This window comes from Pseudoalteromonas sp. PAST1 (assembly GCF_021532515.1).
GTDB lineage: Bacteria > Pseudomonadota > Gammaproteobacteria > Enterobacterales > Alteromonadaceae > Pseudoalteromonas > Pseudoalteromonas simplex.
Genome location: NZ_JAKGBH010000001.1, coordinates 89312 through 108175 on the forward strand (window position 1 = coordinate 89312; position 18864 = coordinate 108175).

Annotated in this window: 15 protein-coding genes; 13 read left to right on the plus strand and 2 right to left on the minus strand. The window is 44.0% G+C overall.

What is annotated here, in order from left to right:
- The first annotated feature begins 280 nt into the window (after positions 1-280).
- From L1272_RS00360 to L1272_RS00420, 13 genes are all read left to right on the plus strand, one after another.
- Entirely contained in the window at positions 281-1582 is a 1302-nt protein-coding gene (locus tag L1272_RS00360) for a GntP family permease (protein WP_235372549.1), read from the plus strand.
- A gap of 9 nt (positions 1583-1591) precedes the next feature.
- Positions 1592-2779 carry an E22 family MetX-like putative esterase gene (locus L1272_RS00365; RefSeq protein WP_199528619.1) on the plus strand — a complete coding sequence of 396 codons (1188 nt, stop codon included), beginning with the start codon at positions 1592-1594 and terminating at the stop codon, positions 2777-2779.
- Positions 2780-2783: 4 nt separating this feature from the next.
- Positions 2784-3545 carry a 3-hydroxybutyrate dehydrogenase gene (locus L1272_RS00370; protein WP_054552326.1) on the plus strand — a complete coding sequence of 254 codons (762 nt, stop codon included), beginning with the start codon at positions 2784-2786 and terminating at the stop codon, positions 3543-3545.
- A gap of 9 nt (positions 3546-3554) precedes the next feature.
- A complete protein-coding gene (locus L1272_RS00375) occupies positions 3555-4262 on the plus strand; it encodes a CoA transferase subunit A (protein ID WP_063527828.1) in 708 nt (235 codons plus the stop codon).
- Positions 4263-4273: 11 nt separating this feature from the next.
- A complete protein-coding gene (locus tag L1272_RS00380) occupies positions 4274-4933 on the plus strand; it encodes a 3-oxoacid CoA-transferase subunit B (protein WP_130050233.1) in 660 nt (219 codons plus the stop codon).
- 227 nt (positions 4934-5160) lie between these two features.
- Positions 5161-6402, plus strand: coding sequence for an OprO/OprP family phosphate-selective porin (locus tag L1272_RS00385; protein WP_235372550.1), 1242 nt, complete (start codon positions 5161-5163; stop codon positions 6400-6402).
- 12 nt (positions 6403-6414) lie between these two features.
- On the plus strand, positions 6415-7380 hold the full coding sequence (locus tag L1272_RS00390) for a Bug family tripartite tricarboxylate transporter substrate binding protein (protein ID WP_370625277.1): 966 nt from the start codon (positions 6415-6417) through the stop codon (positions 7378-7380).
- Positions 7381-7389: 9 nt separating this feature from the next.
- The gene (locus L1272_RS00395; RefSeq protein WP_054562934.1) at positions 7390-7854 is read left to right on the plus strand and encodes a tripartite tricarboxylate transporter TctB family protein; all 465 of its coding nucleotides are present in this window, start codon (positions 7390-7392) and stop codon (positions 7852-7854) included.
- 3 nt (positions 7855-7857) lie between these two features.
- Positions 7858-9396, plus strand: coding sequence for a tripartite tricarboxylate transporter permease (locus L1272_RS00400; protein WP_054552331.1), 1539 nt, complete (start codon positions 7858-7860; stop codon positions 9394-9396).
- 14 nt (positions 9397-9410) lie between these two features.
- Positions 9411-11033 (plus strand): ATP-binding protein, encoded by a 1623-nt coding sequence (locus L1272_RS00405; RefSeq protein WP_166341216.1) that lies wholly within the window; start codon positions 9411-9413, stop codon positions 11031-11033.
- 37 nt (positions 11034-11070) lie between these two features.
- Positions 11071-11799, plus strand: coding sequence for a response regulator (locus L1272_RS00410; protein ID WP_166341214.1), 729 nt, complete (start codon positions 11071-11073; stop codon positions 11797-11799).
- A 209-nt stretch (positions 11800-12008) separates the two neighbouring features.
- Positions 12009-14096 (plus strand): elongation factor G, encoded by a 2088-nt coding sequence (gene fusA, locus L1272_RS00415; protein ID WP_062566304.1) that lies wholly within the window; start codon positions 12009-12011, stop codon positions 14094-14096.
- 386 nt (positions 14097-14482) lie between these two features.
- A complete protein-coding gene (locus L1272_RS00420; RefSeq protein ID WP_138599083.1) occupies positions 14483-14899 on the plus strand; it encodes a hypothetical protein in 417 nt (138 codons plus the stop codon).
- A 43-nt stretch (positions 14900-14942) separates the two neighbouring features.
- On the opposite strand, the gene L1272_RS00425 is transcribed toward L1272_RS00420, so the two are convergent.
- Complete coding sequence (locus L1272_RS00425) at positions 14943-17720, minus strand: ExeM/NucH family extracellular endonuclease (protein ID WP_235372551.1); 2778 nt, start codon at positions 17718-17720, stop codon at positions 14943-14945.
- A 131-nt stretch (positions 17721-17851) separates the two neighbouring features.
- Entirely contained in the window at positions 17852-18862 is a 1011-nt protein-coding gene (hemB, locus tag L1272_RS00430; RefSeq protein WP_194442461.1) for a porphobilinogen synthase, read from the minus strand.
- Between the last annotated feature and the right edge of the window lie 2 nt (positions 18863-18864).

Sequence of the window (18864 nt, forward strand, 5' to 3'; positions counted from 1 at the left end):
ATTGTTGTCATTAGTCTTATGGCCACTCACATCGATGTTGCCGAAGACTGAATAAGATTTGCCCGTGTCACCTGTCAATTAATGTAGAAGATAGTTGCAAAAATTGAATTAGTACCATAGTGCTATACCCGTCACAGCCCTTTATTTATCAAGCAATTAAGCTATTTTTAAAGCAGATAGTACCTTAGTGTTATGTATTTTTTGAACGCTTAGGGTAAGACTGAAAGCATTATTCCGATGTCACCTTATCTGTGTAATAACAATAATTATAGGAATGTCTATGCTGAGCATGATAGGACTGTTAGGCGGTTTAATACTGCTGATCATTTTAACGCTGCGTGGGGTAAATTTATTTATCGCTGCGCCAATCTGTGCACTGTTAGTTGCACTTAGTAGTGGCATGGCCATTTTCCCTGTATCGGCAGATACAAACTTTATTAACGCCTATATGGATGGCTTTGCAGGCTTCTTAAGTGCGTGGTTTTTTATGTTTTTACTGGGGTCGTTGTTCGGTAAATTCATGGAAGACACCGGTGCTGCAGACAGTGTTGCAAGCTACATTGTGGGTAAACTAGGTATGAAGCACGCCGTTCTTGCGGTTGTGATTGCCTGTGCTGTTTTAACCTACGGTGGCGTGAGCGTCTTTATTGTTGCGTTTTCCGTTTATCCAATGGCATTAAGTCTGTTTAAAGATGCAAACTTACCGCGCCGCTTTATTCCAGCAACGCTGGCATTTGGTTCGGTGACCTTTACCATGACTTCGGCAGGCTCGCCAGAAATTCAAAACTGGATCCCGGTTAAGCACCTTGGTACGTCACCCTATGCAGCGTGGGAAGTGAGCTTAGTGGTCGCTATTTTCATGGCGACAGCAGGTTACTTTTGGTTGAACAAGATGATCAAAAAAGCCGTTGCTAATGGCGAAACCTTTGAAGCGCGTGATGATGATCCTGTCATTATTGAGCGTCGTCGTCCGCATCCAATTACGGGTGTGATCCCACTGATTGTGGTGCTGCTTTTATCATTTACGCTACATGATGTACTGCAGCAAACCGCGCTTATTGTCGCTTTGCTTGGTGGTGTACTGAGTATTGTGATTATCAATTTTAAGCATTTTCACGATATGGGTAACGCTATTAATGTTGGTACAACCGGCGCCTTAGTGGCAATCGGTAATACCGCTGCCGTGGTTGGTTTTGGCGCTGTGGCGAAAGTATCACCAGCATTTACCGCCGCTGTCGATGTGATGACCCATATGCCGGGGAATGAGTTGGTTGGTGCTGCGATTGCGGTTAGTGTAATTGCTGGTTTAACTGGCTCTGCTTCTGGCGGGCAAGCCATTGCATTACCCCTTGTCGCACCAGGTTATTTAGACATGGGTGTAAACCCCGAACAACTGCACCGAGTAGTGGCAATTAGCTCTGGAGCCCTCGATACCTTGCCGCATAATGGTTATGTGGTCACAACAATACGCGCTATCTGTAAAGAAACGCACCAACGTGCGTATTGGTCAATGGCAGCGCTGACGGCGGTTATTCCGCTTATCGGTGTCGCATTGGCACTCGGACTCTTTATTATCTTTTAAGGAACAGCAATGAAAACCAAATTAATAATTTTGCTATGGCTGGTTGTATTTAGTAGCACTGCGTTTGGCGCTGCAAATAAAGCCGACACCATGCTGGTGGAAAAGCAGCATTTTACGACAAAAGATTTTACCACCGTGTCTGGTGTGACGTTAGAGCAAGTGGATATTGGCTGGGAAAGCTACGGTAAACTAAACGCCAATAAAGATAACGTGATTTTAATCACTCATTACTTCTCTGGTACTTCTCATGCCGCAGGTAAATATAAAGCAGATGATGCCCTACCGGGTTATTGGGATGCGATTATCGGCCCAGGTAAAGCTATCGATACCAATAAATATTATGTGATTAGCTCAGATACTTTAGTAAATGCCAACTGGCATGATGAAAATGTTATTACCACAGGCCCTGCGTCAACTAATCCAAAAACAGGTAAACCTTATGGTTTGGATTTCCCTGTGGTTACGATTACTGACTTTGTGAATGTGCAAAAGCGTTTACTCGACAACCTAGGTATCACTAAGTTACATGCTGTGATGGGTGCATCAATGGGGTCGTTTCAAGCACTTGAGTGGGCAACTCGTTACCCAGATAAAGTAGAGCGTTTAATTCATGTGATTGGCGCTGCAACGATGGATGCATGGACAGTCGCTGCACTTGAAAAATGGGCGTTACCAATTCGTCTAGATAAAAACTGGCAGCAAGGTAATTACTACGGCAAAGAGCGCCCGTTAGATGGTTTAGCGGCAACCATGCTTAATATTACGCAAGATGCGATGCATCCAATTATTTATAACGCGAGCTTCCCTGACTTTAATGTATTGGATGAAGGTGCATTAAAAGATATTCGTACCTTGCCTAAGTTAAACCAAGTACTCGCTCAGCGCGCAATGGCACGAGCTAAAACCCAAGATGCAAACCATGTACTTTATTTGGTCCGGGCATCACAACTATTTACCGCTGGTATGCAAAGCGATTTAACAACGGCACTTAAAAATGTCTCTGCCAAAACATTATTACTACCCGCAACGAACGACTTACTGCTTCGCCCTGAAAACATGCGCACCGTTTTTGACACCATGAAAGCGGCAGGTAAAGACGTTGAGATTTCAGAAATTGAAGGGGGTTGGGGACACCTTGATGGCATTTTCTCAATCGCCCCGAAAGCGCAGCTTATCAGTGAGTTTTTAGAGGAGTAACCCGATGAGCAAAACAGTTTTAATTACCGGTGCAGCCAGTGGGATTGGTCTATATGTTGCTCAGCAACTGGCGATGCAAGGTCACACTATTATTGTGACTGATTTAAATCAGCAAGCTGCACAACAAGCGGCGGCAGGCATTGTTGAGCAAGGTGGTAGCGCCGAAGGGTATGCGCTTAATGTGGCAGATAGTGATGCAATTGAGCAGTTTTTCACTGAGCTTAATCAGCCAATTGATGTACTTATTAATAATGCAGGTATTCAGCACGTTGCGAAGCTTGAAGATTTTCCTGCTGATAAATGGCAGTTCTTACAGCAAGTTATGCTCGTTGGCCCGGCGATGATGACCAAGGCGGTACTCCCTCGCATGCGTGAGCAAGATTTTGGTCGCATCATTAATATTGGCTCAATTCATGCCATGGTGGCATCTAAATATAAGTCGGCTTATATCGCTGCAAAACATGGCTTAATCGGCTTTGCTAAAACCATGGCACTTGAAACGGGCGATGCCAACATCACGATTAATACCGTGTGCCCAGCCTATGTAAAAACGCCGCTTGTGGAGCAACAAATTGCCTCGCAAGCCAAAGAACATGGCATTTCTGAGCAACAAGTGATCGACACAATTATGCTAGCACCGATGCCGAAAAAAGCATTTATCGGCTTAGATGAGATCCTGCATACCGTTAGCTTTTTAATGGCCGATGCAGCACGCAATATTACCGCCCAAGCAATCGCCATTGATGGCGGTTGGACTGCACAATAGGAGGAGCCAATGGCAGGTTTTGATAAAGTAGTTACAAGTTATAGCGAAGCAATGGCTGGCCTTGAAGATGGCATGACAGTGATAGCCGGTGGATTTGGCTTATGCGGTATTCCTGAAGGACTGATTGCGCAAATTAAACGTCAAGGCACCCGAGATTTAACCGTGGTATCGAATAACTGTGGCGTTGATGGTTTTGGTTTAGGTGTGCTGCTTGAAGATAAGCAAATCAGCAAGATGGTTGCCTCTTACGTTGGTGAAAACGCGTTATTTGAGCAGCAGCTATTAAATGGTGAACTTGAAGTTGAGCTGACACCGCAAGGCACCTTAGCTGAAAAAATGCGCGCAGGTGGCGCGGGCATTCCTGCATTTTATACCGCAACGGGTGTCGGTACACCGGTGGCTGACGGTAAAGAAACCCGCAATATTAATGGTCGCGATTATTTATTAGAGCCAAGCATTACTGGCGACTTTGCGATAGTTAAAGCGTGGAAAGCAGATCGCTACGGTAATTGCATTTATCGTCATACGGCGATGAACTTTAATCCGATGGCAGCAACCGCAGGCAAAATTACGGTTCTTGAAGTTGAAGAAATTGTTGAGCCAGGGGAGCTAGAGCCAAGCCAAATTCACACGCCGGGTATCTATATTGACCGAGTGATTAAAGGTGAATTTGAAAAGCGCATCGAGAAAGTTACCACTAAGCAAGAGAATCAATAAGGAGCACGCTGATGGCATTATCACGAGAACAAATCGCTAAACGCGTGGCGATGGAACTACAGGATGGTTACTACGTTAACTTAGGCATAGGTATTCCAACCTTGGTTGCTAATTATGTCCCTGATGGCATCGAAGTGATGCTGCAATCTGAAAATGGTTTACTCGGTATGGGGCCATACCCAAGTGCAGACCAAGTTGATGCTGATATGATTAACGCAGGTAAAGAAACGGTCACCGCTGCAACGGGGGCGGCTATATTTAGCTCCGCAGAAAGCTTTGCCATGATCCGCGGTGGCCACGTTGATTTAACCGTGCTGGGCGCGTTTGAAGTAGACCAAAACGGCAACATAGCCAGTTGGATGATCCCGAAAAAGCTGGTTAAAGGGATGGGCGGTGCGATGGATTTAGTGGCCGGTGCTAAAAACATTATTTGTACCATGACCCATGCCAACAAGCATGGCGAATCAAAACTGCTGACCGAATGCAGTTTGCCGTTAACAGGTGTTGGTTGTATCAATAAAGTGATCACCGATTTGGCACTATTAGAAATTAAAGACGGTGCATTTCATTTATTAGAGCGTGCCCCGGGTGTCTCGGTTGATGAGATTATTGCTAAGACACAGGGCAAGCTTATTGTCTCTGGTGACATTCCTGAGATGACTTTTAGCTAGTTTTGCGACTTTTAAGCAGCTAATTTGCCTAGATTTTATACTAACCCCCAGTAATGTGCTTTTTGTTCATGAGTTTTATGAACAAAAAGCCATTTATCACCATCAATGCAACTTACCCCCTAAACATTTCGTTAATCTATCGTTAACACTATGCTCCAAACCAGATCGCCGTTTGCAGTAGGCCGATCAACGACAACAAATAATTATAATCTGGTGTGGAGTAATTCATGAAAGCAAGTAACACACAGCTCGCTTTAGCCGTTGCAGCGGCGTTAGCAAGTACATCAGCATTCGCACAAAGCGACACTGAACAACTACAGCAACAACTCGATGCACTTCAAAAAGAAGTGGATTCATTAAAAACATCTAGCGGCTTCAACCTAGAATTTGGTGGTCGCGTGCAACTTGATTACAACTATTTCGACGGTGCTTACAATGCCGACAATGATGGCGCTGGAGGCAGCGACTTCTTCCCACGTCGTATCCGTACTTATGTTGAAAGTGAACATGGTAACTGGGATCACAAATTACTACTCGAATTTTCTGAAGGCACGGCTGAAATCGTGTTAGCGCGGGTACGTTATGCATTCGACAACGGCTTAAAAGTAAAAGCCGGTAAAATCCGTGAAGACATGTCGCTCAATGCGCTAACCAGTTCTAAACACATTAATACCATTGAGCGTAGCACCCTTGCTAACACCTTCTCTCCTTTCTTCCGCTGGGGTATCTCGGCTTATCAATACTTTAAAGATTCAGGCTTGCGTTACGCCGTGGGTGTTTACAAAAACGATGCGTTTGGTGCTTCAGGCCATGACGAAAATGACAAACTGACATTGGCTGTAACAGGTCGCTTAACCTGGTCAAGTGCAGCACCGGGTGATGTGATTCATTTAGGTGCTTGGCACTCTTATCGTGATATGGGCGGCAATGACTTAAGCGCTCGTTTTGCCCGTGGTGAAGTGCGTGAAACCAATGTTCGCTTAGTCGATTACGCAGTCGGTGGTGAAACGGCAGCGCTAAATAGCATGTCGCAAAGCGGTCTTGAATTTGCCTACCAAGCGAATGCATTCACTCTAGAGGCTGAATATGCCAGCCGTTACCTTGATACGGTCGATAGTAGCAACGAACTTGATGGTGAACGTTTTGATGGCTTCCATGTTTCGGCAAGTTACTTCTTAGGTGGTGAGCAGCGCCGTTACAAAGCAGGCTCAGCATTATTTGTACAACCAAAAGGGATTAAAGATGCATGGGAGCTTGTTGCACGTGTGTCACAAATGAACGCCAGCAGCAAACAGCAAGGTACCGATGTAACCACTTACACATTAGGCACATCTTATTATCTAAGCTGCGATATCAAATTTATGGGCAACCTGATTTACAGCGATGTTGATGGTGCCGGTGCTTCTACCCTGGTAGGTGATGAAGATTCAGGTATGGGCATCAGTGCTCGTATGCAGTACTTATTTTAGGAGTCGTGCATTATGACTATGTTTAAATCATTAAAAAGATCTGTTTTAGCAGCTTCATTATTAGTAGCCAGCCCATTGGCATTGGCAAACTTACACTTTTTGGTACCAGGTGGCCCAGGCGGCGGTTGGGATACCACAGCACGTGGTGTTGGTGAAGCAATGGTAAAAGCGGGCATTGAAGATAATGCATCGTTTCAGAATATGTCGGGCGGCGGCGGTGGCCGTGCAATTGCTTACTTGATTGAGTCGGGCACTAAAAAAGGCGATATGTTGATGGTTAACTCAACGCCTATCGTTCTGCGCGCATTATCAGGCAAAATTCCTTACAGCTATCGCGATTTAACACCAGTTGCCAGCATGATTGCTGATTATGGTGCATTTGTGGTGCGTAATGACTCGCCATTTAAAACATGGCAAGACGTTATTGATGCCATGAAAAAAGACCCAGGCTCTGTAAAAGTAGCAGGTGGCTCTGCGCGCGGCAGCATGGATCACTTAGTGGCTGCACAAGCGGTTAAAGCGGCGGGTCTTGATGGTCGTCGATTACGTTACATTCCTTACGATGCCGGTGGTAAAGCGAAAGCTGGTTTATTGTCGGGTGAGGTCAACTTACTTTCAACAGGCTTAAGTGAAGCACTCGAAGTCGCTAATGGTGGTCAGGCACGTATTTTAGCGGTGACTTCTGCAGAAACATTGCCAGATTACCCAGCAATTCCAACCTTAAAGTCGCTAGGTTACGACATGGAGTTCGTAAACTGGCGCGGCTTTTTTGCAACCCCAGATTTACCAGCAGACAAACTTGCCGAGTACACAGAAAAACTACGTAAGTTGCAACAAACCCCTGAATGGGAAGCGGTTCGTGCCCGCAATGGTTGGCTAAATCTATTTCAAGAAAAAGAAGCGTTTATTAAATCGCTTGAGCAGCAAGAAGCGCAATTACGCGTTGTAATGAAAGAACTTGGTTTTATCCGAGGCTAAGGTTAGACGATGTTAAACCGTGAACTAATTGGACCAAGTTTATTCTTGGTCCTCTTTACCCTCTACGCCCTTGTGGCTTGGCAAATTCCACTTATGCCATTTGAAGAGTACGAAAGCGTTACTTCTGCAACCTTACCAAAAGTGTATGCAGTATTCGGTATCGTGGTGTGTGTACTATCGATTGGTGCCAACTTATTAAAGCAAGCACCTGCAGAAAAAGCAGAGCTACTCAGTAAGGGTAACTTACTACGTACCTTTGCACTGTTGGTATTAATGGTTGCTTATAGCGCCATGCTTGAACCGTTCGGCTTTTTAATTGCCACCAGTGCCTTTTTAATTACGGGCTTTTTTATCATGGGCGAACGCCGTAAGGCAGTGTTGTTGTTTGCTTCTGTGCCTGTGGCCGTGGTTTTTTGGTTTTTAATGACACAAGTACTGGGCATTTACTTAGTACCTGGCAATCTGTGGAGTTAAGTTATGCTTGATGGAATTATGTTAGGTTTGTCGACCGTACTCGACTGGAACAACTTGTTATATGTGATTGTTGGCTGCTTTGTTGGCACGTTCATCGGTATGCTACCGGGTCTTGGTCCAATTACCGCGATTGCGTTGATGATCCCGATCACTTACAGCATCGGTGCTGATTCGGGCATGATTTTAATGGCCGGTGTTTACTACGGGGCTATATTCGGTGGCTCTACTTCTTCTATTTTGATTAATGCGCCGGGTGTGGCAGGCACGGTAGCGTCATCGTTTGATGGTTACCCACTAGCAAAACAAGGTAAGGCTGGTAAAGCCCTTGCGATTGCAGCTTATTCATCCTTTATAGGCGGGACCATTGGCGCCATTTTATTGATGGTGGCTGCGCCATTATTAGCGAAAGTGTCATTAAGTTTTCAGTCGCCTGATTATGTTGTACTGATGTTTTTAGGCTTAACGGCGATTGCTGCGTTCTCCAATAAAGGGCAATTTTTAAAAGCCATGATGATGACGGTATTTGGTTTAATGCTGGCAACGGTAGGTATTGATCCCTCTTCAGGTACCGAGCGCTTTACTTTTGGCCAAGCTGATTTACTAGATGGTATTAGCTTTTTATTAGTAGCAATGGCAACATTTGCGTTGGCTGAGGCACTGATTAATGTGGCGCGCCCAGAAGCTGAGCCAGATAAAAAAATTGACGATCCTGATACGCCAAAAATTGGTTCAACAAAACTGACTAAAGAAGAAGTAAAAGATATGGCTCCTGTGGTTGGCCGCTCATCTTTACTTGGCTTTATAGTCGGTGTTTTACCGGGTGCAGGGGCAACCATTGCCAGCTTTATGGCCTACGCTACTGAGCGTAACCTTGCTCCAAAGGCACTGAAAGATAAATTTGGTAAGGGTTCAATGCGTGGCTTAGCGGCACCTGAGTCGGCTAATAATGCAGCCTGTACGGGCTCATTTGTACCATTACTGACTTTAGGTATTCCAGGCTCTGGTACAACAGCGATCATGCTAGGGGCATTAATTGCTTACGGTATTCAGCCGGGCCCTATGTTAATGCAAGAAAACCCAAGCGTGTTTTGGGCAGTTATTGTCAGTATGTACTTTGGCAACATTGTACTGCTGATTTTGAATCTGCCGTTGATCCCATATTTCGCTAAAGTGTTGGCAATGCCTAAATCTGTGCTGACCGTGATGATTTTATTCTTCAGCTTAATTGGTGTGTATTTAGTGTCATTTAACACCTTTGATTTATTTATGATGGTGGGCTTTGCGCTGGTGGCCTTGGTGCTTCGATTGTTAGCTTTCCCGATGGCACCTTTATTACTTGGCTTTATCCTCGGTGATATGATTGAGCGAAACTTCCGCCGTGCAATGATGATTTCTGATGGTTCGCTGAGCTTTTTATGGGACCGCCCATTAACACTGAGTATTTTTGTGATTTCGATCTTAGTGTTGTTGTTCCCACTGAAAGACTATATTGTCCAACGTCGTAAAGAAAAAGCAGCTACGCAAGCAGAGCAACATGCGTAGAACAAGGCACTGATATGAGATACACCAATAAGCTAAACCCATTTCAGCATATGGTTAAAAAACCTAAGCGCTTAGAAACGCGACTCATTATTTGGGTTACCGGTCTATGTGTTTTACAGGCTGTGTTGTTTGGCGCATTGGTGTATCAGATCACTGCAGAAAGCTTACATAACCACATGGGTGATAAAGCGCTTGCGCTCGCAACCAGTATTGCCTCACGGGATGATGTGCAAAGCGCATTGCAAACCAAGCAAGGGCTTGATGAGTTAAATACGCAAATTGAGCATATTCGTGAACTCACCGCTGCCAGCTTTATCGTAATTGGCGATAAAAATACTCGCCGCATTGTTCACCCCGACTCTGACAAGCTCGGTAAGCCGATGGTGGGTGGTGATAGTAAAGCGGCGCTACGTGGTGAGCGGTATGTATCGATTGCAAAAGGGAGTTTGGGCGAGTCTATTCGTGGCAAAGTCCCTGTGCTTTCAGAGCAGGGCGAAGTTATCGGCTTGGTTTCGGTTGGCTTTTTAGTGCAGTCAATTGAACCGCTTATTCGTGCTCGCAGTGCTGAAATTATGCTTTGGGGCTTGTTGTTAGTGGGCTTGAGCATTCTGGCTGCGGTATATATCGGTCAACGGGTACGTAACGCTATTTTTGGTTTACAGCCTGACGAAATAGCACGGTTGTTCTCGGAGCAAGATGCTATTTTGAATACCGTTCGTAGCGGCATTATTGCCCTCGATCCTGAGGGTAACGTGCGTAACTTAAACCAGCGTGCTTGCGAAATCCTCGGTAAACCGACTAGCTGTATTCATCAGCCACTTAAGCTTGCAGATTTGCTTCCTGAACATAGCGAGTTTTTGATGCATAACCAACAGCGTCCGATTGTTGGTTTTGAATTGTTTGCCGCCGATAAACGCATTGTGTTGTCGCGATATGCATTGCAAGTGCAAGGTCAGGCTGATGGTATTTTGTTGAGTATGCGCCCTGCGGATGAGCTTGAATATTTATCGCAGCAATTAACTAAAGTGCAAGCCTTTGCTGAGTTATTACGAGTGCAAACGCATGATTACTCGAACAAGCTAAACTTAATTGGTGCGTTAATTCAAATGGGGCAAACGGATCAGGCAATTGAGTTAATTGGTCAAGAAAGTAAAGGCTCGCAAGCGCAGATCCATCATTTACTCGAAAGGATCCAAGATCCGGTACTAGCAGGTTTATTGGTTGGTAAATACCACAAAGCCCGTGAATTAAACGTGATACTTGAGCTTAATCCAGATAGTTTATTAGGATCGATCACCCGTAAAGATATGCTTGAACGGGTTGTCTCGATACTTGGCAATTTGATTGATAACGCAATTGAAGCTGCTATTCGAGCTAGCGATACACGTACCCCTAAGGTTCGTGTTACGGTTGATGAAACCAGTAAAACACTATTGTTTGATGTTGAAGACAGCGGTTTTGGTTTAGGCGATGACAAGGATGTGATATTTACACCACAATACAGTTCTAAGTCAGGGGCTGAGCATGGTATCGGCCTTTATTTGGTCAAAACCAACTTAGATTCGTGTCGTGGTAGTTTAGAAATAGGTGAGTCTGATCTGATGGGGGCACGCTTAAGTGTCTACATTCCAAAATAATAAAAAATGATCAGCCTATAAATAAAAGGTAAAGAACATGACTTACTCAGTTGTCATTGTTGAAGACGAAGTTGAAGTAGCCCAATTATTGGCGCAATACTTATTACTTCCTCATGGCGTTGCTGGCCAACAAGGGGCACGGCAAACTCTACGTCAGGGGCAATATCAGGTTGTTGGTATTGCAGGCAATCTTGCCACCGCGAAAGCGTTATTATCGGCGATTAATGCCGATTTAATTTTGCTCGATATTCATTTACCCGATGGCAACGGTCTTGATTTACTTAATGAATTACGCCGCGAAGAAATGAAAAGCGAAGTAATGCTATTAACCGCAGCAAAAGAAGTAGAAACACTGGAAAAAGCCATGCAACTTGGCGCCTGTGACTTCTTAGTAAAACCATTAATGCTAAATCGTTTAGATCAAGCGCTGGCGCGATTCGAAGCAAGGCAACAATGTTTGTCAGATGCCGATGAAGTAACCCAATCTATGGTCGATACTTTATTTGGATCGCAAGAACAGTTAAAAACCCCTGTCAGGCTGCCAAAAGGGGTGGATCAGCTTACTTTGCAAAAGATCTTAAAAGCGTTTAAAGCGAATATTGGCACGGCTTTTACTGCTCAGCAAATGGGTGATTTAGTCGGCGTAAGCCGCTCAACAGCCCGTCGTTACCTTGAATACTTGCTTGAAGCTGAGCAAGTCAGTGCTGATCAGAGCTACGGAAGTATCGGGCGACCCGAGCGTTGCTATAAAATGACAAGTAGCTAATCACATCATTTAATAGCCAAATCAGCGCTAAATTAGCGATTTTAGTAGCATAAACTCACTGTTCGGCACGTTAAAAAGTGCCGCTTATCCTGAGCATAGAAAAATTTTATAAAATTGATTGCATTTTAAGCGACTTCGATGGTGATGTTCGCTTTAAGTAATGCTATACTCCCGCCGAATAATTTTTCGACTTTATTAAGAGTAAAATAATGGCAGATTTATCGAAGTACAGAAATATTGGTATTTTCGCCCACGTTGACGCGGGTAAAACTACCACCACTGAGCGTATCCTTAAGCTTACGGGTAAAATTCATAAGACTGGTGAGGTACACGACGGTGAGTCTACTACTGACTTCATGGAACAAGAAGCTGAGCGCGGTATTACAATCCAATCAGCAGCTGTAACTTGTGAGTGGAAAGGCCACCGCTTAAACGTTATCGATACTCCGGGACACGTTGACTTCACAGTAGAAGTATACCGTTCACTTAAAGTACTAGACGGTGGTATCGGTGTATTCTGTGGTTCTGGTGGTGTTGAGCCGCAGTCAGAAACTAACTGGCGTTATGCGAACGAATCAGAAGTTGCACGTGTAATCTTCGTAAACAAATTAGACCGTATGGGTGCTGATTTCTACCGCGTTGTAGGTCAAGTTGAGAAAGTACTAGGTGCTAACCCACTAGTTATGACTTTACCAATCGGTATCGAAGACCAATTCACTGGTGTTGTAGACGTACTTGAGAAAAAAGCATACGTTTGGGACGAGACTGGTCTTCCTGAAAACTACGAAGTACAAGACGTTCCAGCTGACATGGTAGACAAAGTTGATGAATACCATGAGATGCTTGTTGAGTCTGCTGTTGAGCAAGACGAAGACCTAATGATGGCTTACATGGAAGGTGAAGAGCCTTCTCTAGAAGACATCAAACGTTGTATCCGTAAAGGTACTCGTGATCTTGCGTTCTTCCCAACATACTGTGGTTCTGCATTCAAAAACAAAGGTATGCAGTTAGTATTAGACGCGGTTGTAGATTACCTACCTTCGCCTACAGAAGTTGACCCACAACCTCTAACTGATCCTGAAACAGGTGAGCCTACTGGTGAAGTAGCAACTGTTTCTGCAGATGAGCCACTTAAAGCGTTAGCGTTCAAAATCATGGACGACCGTTTCGGTGCACTTACGTTCATCCGTATCTACGCTGGTCGCATGAAGAAAGGTGACACAATCCTTAACTCAGCAACTGGTAAAACAGAGCGTATCGGCCGTATGGTTGAGATGCAAGCTGACGAGCGTAACGAACTTACTGAAGCACAAGCGGGTGACATCATCGCTGTTGTTGGTATGAAGAACGTTCAAACTGGTCACACTCTTTGTGATCCTAAGCACGAATGTACACTTGAAGCGATGATCTTCCCTGATCCAGTTATCTCAATCGCTGTTGCTCCTAAAGACAAAGGCGGTAACGAGAAGATGGGTATCGCGATCGGTAAGATGGTTGCAGAAGATCCTTCATTCCAAGTTGAAACTGACGAAGATTCAGGCGAAACCATCCTTAAAGGTATGGGTGAGCTTCACTTAGATATCAAAGTAGATATCCTTAAGCGTACTTACGGCGTAGACCTAGTTGTTGGTCAACCTCAGGTTGCTTACCGTGAAACTATCACGAAAGAAATCGAAGATAGCTACACGCATAAGAAACAATCTGGTGGTTCTGGTCAATTCGGTAAGATCGATTACCGCATCAAGCCAGGCGAGCAAAACTCAGGCTTCACGTTCTCTTCATCAGTTGTTGGTGGTAACGTACCTAAAGAATTCTGGCCTGCAGTTGAGAAAGGCTTCGCATCAATGATGCAAGAAGGTGTTCTAGCTGGCTTCCCAGTATTAGACGTTGAAGTTGAACTTTTCGACGGTGCTTTCCACGCAGTTGACTCATCAGCAATCGCGTTCGAAATCGCTGCTAAAGGCGCTTTCCGTCAGTCTATCCCTAAAGCGGGTGCACAACTTCTTGAGCCAATCATGAAAGTTGACGTATTCACTCCGGAAGACAACGTAGGTGACGTAATCGGTGACCTTAACCGTCGTCGTGGTATGATTAAAGACCAAGAAGCTGGCGCAATGGGCGTTCGCATCAAGGGTGATGTACCACTTTCTGAAATGTTCGGTTACATCGGCCACTTACGTACTATCACTTCTGGTCGTGGTCAGTTCTCTATGGAGTTCTCACACTACGCACCATGTCCTGCAAACGTTGCTGAAACAGTAATCGCTGCAGAAAAAGAGAAAAAAGCTGCTAAGTAATTAGCCTTTTAACTTCTTTTAAAAAAACCCGCACTTGTTGCGGGTTTTTTATTGCCTAAAATAGACCGCTTATTAAACGAATTTGTGTGATACCAACCTGCAATAATACTTAATCATTTTGAGGTTTTATTGCCTCAAAATAGACAACTTAATTAAGCGGATTGGTATGAGTGGTATAAATTATAATATTTTAATTTAAATCTATTATAGGTAAAAAGTAGCGGTTTTATAATGAGTTGCGGTCTGGTTTCTTTTTTCTAGTACAAAAGTATTTTTTGTACCTTGTGTCCCTTTTTTAGACTCTGTAAAATAGCAATCGAATGATTCTTTAATCATTTTGTATTAAACGTCAGCTTATTATCATTAAAATTTTAAGATTCAGCCTCATGAAAACGATAAAGTTAAGTCCTAATTGGACTCTACAGGGAACCAAGATAGCGTTTGCTATTCTTGTTTTATTAAGCGTTACTTTTCTTGGAACATCGCTACTTTTGTTTCTTTTACCTATTTTGCTCTTTATAACTATTTTAAATTTCTTACAACTGCGCTTTTTACACTGTTATAAAGCGGGAATTTGTTATTCGCGTGGAATTAAAAAGCGTTATATTAACACTGAAGATATTGCTGCAGTTGAGTTCTCTCAGCTCGCATTTCTAACTATTTTTAAAGTAGATTTAGTAAATGGAAAAAGCTGCCAATTCTTTAATTGGCAAGTTAGCGATGAGCAAAAAATTGAGATTGAAAGACTCTATAAGGCAAAAGCCAACTCTAGAGTTGAATCAGTTTTAGAGTGTGAAGTATAAAAAAGGCCGCGATAAGCGGCCTTTTTACTTAATGCGGTGTCGCTTATTTTTTCATGCGACGACGAAGTGCAAATGGTAAAGCAAGTAGACTTAACCAAGCAAATGAACCAGAATCATCATCTTTTGACTCTTCTTCAGTTTCATCTTCTTCAACTTCTTCGGTTACATCATCTGCCACATCATTGGTAATGTTGATGTAGAGTAATTGTGCTTCTGATAAGTTGCCTGCGCTATCTTCTGCACGGATCATTAATGTAAGCTTGTCTTCTTCTTCAAAATCGAGCTCTTTGGCTACTGTGATTTCACCTGTAGCACTGATTGCAATCGCGTCAGCATGCTCACCTTCAATGCTAAAGCTAACGACAGGTGTATAATCAGCGTCACCATCAGAGAAAACAAGTTGACCAATCACAGCGCCTACCTCACTGTTTTCAACGATTTCGAATGATTGCTGAACTTCGATTACTGGCGCTTGTTGTTCTGGAACAGGCTCTGCAGATTGGATATCAACAATCACTGGGTCGTGATCAGATGCACGGTATGCATTGTCAGCGTAAAGGCTAGCTTGTTGTGTCGATGATTTATACTCAAGGTTGTAGTCTAGGCTGATTGGCTCATCGGCATTGATATGCCAATCCGTAGCAGCAACAACTTTAGCAAGCATAGATTCAGAGACTAGTGCGTGGTCAAGGCTACCAATGCGGCCAGAGAAGCTATAAGAATAACCTAATGTGTCGCCGTCTAGTTCAGCAACCGCACTCTTCAGACCTTTATCTGCAAATGCACGGATAGGATCTTCCATCGCGTATGCGTTCATATCGCCCACTAAGATGATATCTTCATCTTCAACTTCTGTTGGGTAAGTGGCTAACCAATCAGCATATGCATTTGCACCCGCAACACGGATTTCATTCCAACATGCTTGACCATCGCCTAAGTCAGCATTATTACCTTCAGCGCTACCACAGCCGCCTTTAGATTTTAGGTGGGCAACGGCAACAGTGAAGATTTCTTCGCTTTCAAGAGATTGGAAGCTTTGTGCAATTGGCGGGCGATTGCTGTAATCGAAAGGTTCTACTGTGGTATGAGCAGCCTTACCAACTTCAGATACTTTATTTGAGCGATAAATCAGTGCTGTCGTGATTGCATCAGTACCAATTTGGTCAACGCCGAAATCAACGAATGCGTAGGTATTTTCTGCATCTTCATCATTAAGTGCAGATACTAGGCTAGCAATGGCGCTATTTTCACCGAAACCGTCATTTTCGATTTCCATTAAGCCAATCACATCAGCATTTATAGCCGTGATTGCGCTAACTAATTTAGCTTCTTGGCGAGTAAACTCTTCTTCGCTATCTGCACCACGGCTAGTTGGGAAGCCTGCACCTTGGCCGTCGCCATTAAAGTAGTTTAATACGTTAAAGCTTGCTACACGTAGATCTGCATCTTCGTTAAGCTCTGGTGCATCTGTACGAGGGTTAGTTGCAGTGAACTCAGGTTGTACTGTTGGGTGAATACGGTAACGGTCGAAGCTGTAACCCATTACACCGGTAATCGTATTAACAGTATCGCCTAAACGTAATGTGTTATAGGCATCAAGGCCCGTACCTGGGTAAGCAATAGGATCAAGGTTTTGCTTTGTTGAACCATCGTCGATTAAGATTTGTTTTTTCAGGTTTTCAGCTTCAACAGCATTTGCTGCATCGCCTGGAAGCGCTACTTGAGTTCCTTGGTATAAACGCTCAGTACCTAAGTCAACTTCACCATAGCGACCAAGGCCGTAGTTGTTATTAACGACTAAAGGTTGCGCGATGGTTACTAACATACCTTCGTAAGCTTCAAGGTCTGCCACGTCAGTAACTGGTAAAGTGATAGCGGTTGCATCAGTAGATAAACCTGTCGCACAGATCTCAACTTGGCTAACATCGCCTAGTTGTGTTGCGCTGTAGTATTCAGCAACGCTACCTTTAACACGCACATGGTCACCAACTGCAACGTCGGTATCTGCGAAATAAACAAATACACCTTCAGAAGTTAGTGGGTTTGTATCAACATCAGCAGCAAGTGAGCTAATGAAGAAACCTTTTAGTTGATCATCACCTTGGAAGTCAGCTGTAACAACACCTTCAACTTCTACTTCAGTGTTAATAAGCGGGCTGTCGCCGCCTTCACCTTGAATTGCGCTGATTAAGGTTTTTGCTGCACCACACTCAAGGGGAGTGACAGGTTCTGGCTCAGGCGTTGGCTCTGTGCTCTCACCATATTGACCAATATTGCTGAAATCGTCTTGGTCGAATTGCTCCCACTCATCGCTTGGGTTGAACGCAGAGGTTGCATCAGTACGGCCTGTAGTAACAGTTGCTTTACGGCGCAGTGTTTTATTTTGTGTTGAAACGCCGCCTTCATCCCATGCTGAACCTGGATCAACGCCCAGTTGACCAAAGCTATCAACAATTGCACCATCTTTAGTTAGCACTAATGCGTCATCACCGTTGAAGTAAGTGATTGTTGATTCAGTATCTGCATTGGCTTTTAACTCATCAGCAGAGCCCGCATTTACAATAACGTAGGTTGCATTTGCTGCAAGAGTACCTGTTAAAGCTAAGCTGTTATTAGGGTCTGCTAGATCGCCGTTACCATTTGAGTATAAAGAGATGGTGTAACCGTCAAGCGATAGTTCAGCACTCGATGTGTTGTATAGCTCTACCGCTTTATTGTTAGAGCTTCCTTCAACATATTCAGAGATGATTAGGTTTGCAGAAGCAGGCGCGCTCAGGCTTGCAATAACAAGCGCGAGCGGCGTTAATTTTGTATTTATCATTATTTTTCCCGTGTATGTATTATTAAAGTCCCAATATGGGACACAGTACTTTAAGAAAAATCTATGACAAATTAAATACAAAATGTTAATAAAATAGAAATAATGACCTATTTTAAGAACATTTTTTTAAGTTAGTTGTTTTTTAACCATTTTGCAGCTTGTTTTGCAAAATAAGTCAGGATGCCATCGGCGCCAGCGCGCTTAAATGCTAATAATGACTCCATGATTATTGCATCTTCTGCAAGCCAACCGTTATCAATGGCTGCTTTATGCATAGCATATTCACCACTTACTTGATAAGCAAATGTGGGCACACCAAACTCATCTTTTACGCGGCGTACTACATCTAAATATGGCATACCTGGTTTTACCATCACCATGTCTGCACCTTCTTGCAGATCAAGGGCTACTTCACGAATCGCTTCATCAGAGTTGGCAGGGTCCATTTGATAGGTCTTTTTATCGGCACCTTTTAAGTTGCCTGCAGAACCTACCGCATCACGGAATGGGCCATAGTAGCTTGAAGCGTATTTAGCTGAGTAAGCCATGATACGAGTGTGGATATGGCCTTCGGCTTCGAGAGCTTCACGAATTGCACCAATACGTCCATCCATCATGTCTGATGGCGCAACTACATCAGCTCCAGCTTCGGCATGCGATAGCGCTTGTTTAACTAAGATTTCAGTTGTTACATCGTTAATCACATAACCGTCTTCATCGATGATGCCGTCTTGACCATGAATAGTGAATGGGTCAAGTGCAACATCTGTGATCACACCTAATGTAGGAAAAGCTTCTTTAAGTGCGCGTACAGTGCGTTGTGCTAATGCATCTGGGTTATAGGCTTCTTCAGCAAGAAGGGATTTTTTATCGCTCGGTGTTACCGGGAAAATAGCGACGGCAGGTACACCTAGCTCTACAAGCTCTTTCGCTTCCTCAAGCAACAAATCAATAGAAAGACGATCTATACCTGGCATAGACTCAATGGCTTCGCGGCGGTTCTTACCTTCTAGCACAAATACAGGAAAAATAAGGTCATTTACAGTTAGTTGGTTTTCAGCCATTAGGCGACGAGAGAAGTCATCACGACGCATGCGGCGCATACGTGTATAAGGGAAAAGGTCGAGTCCTGATTGGGCCATGC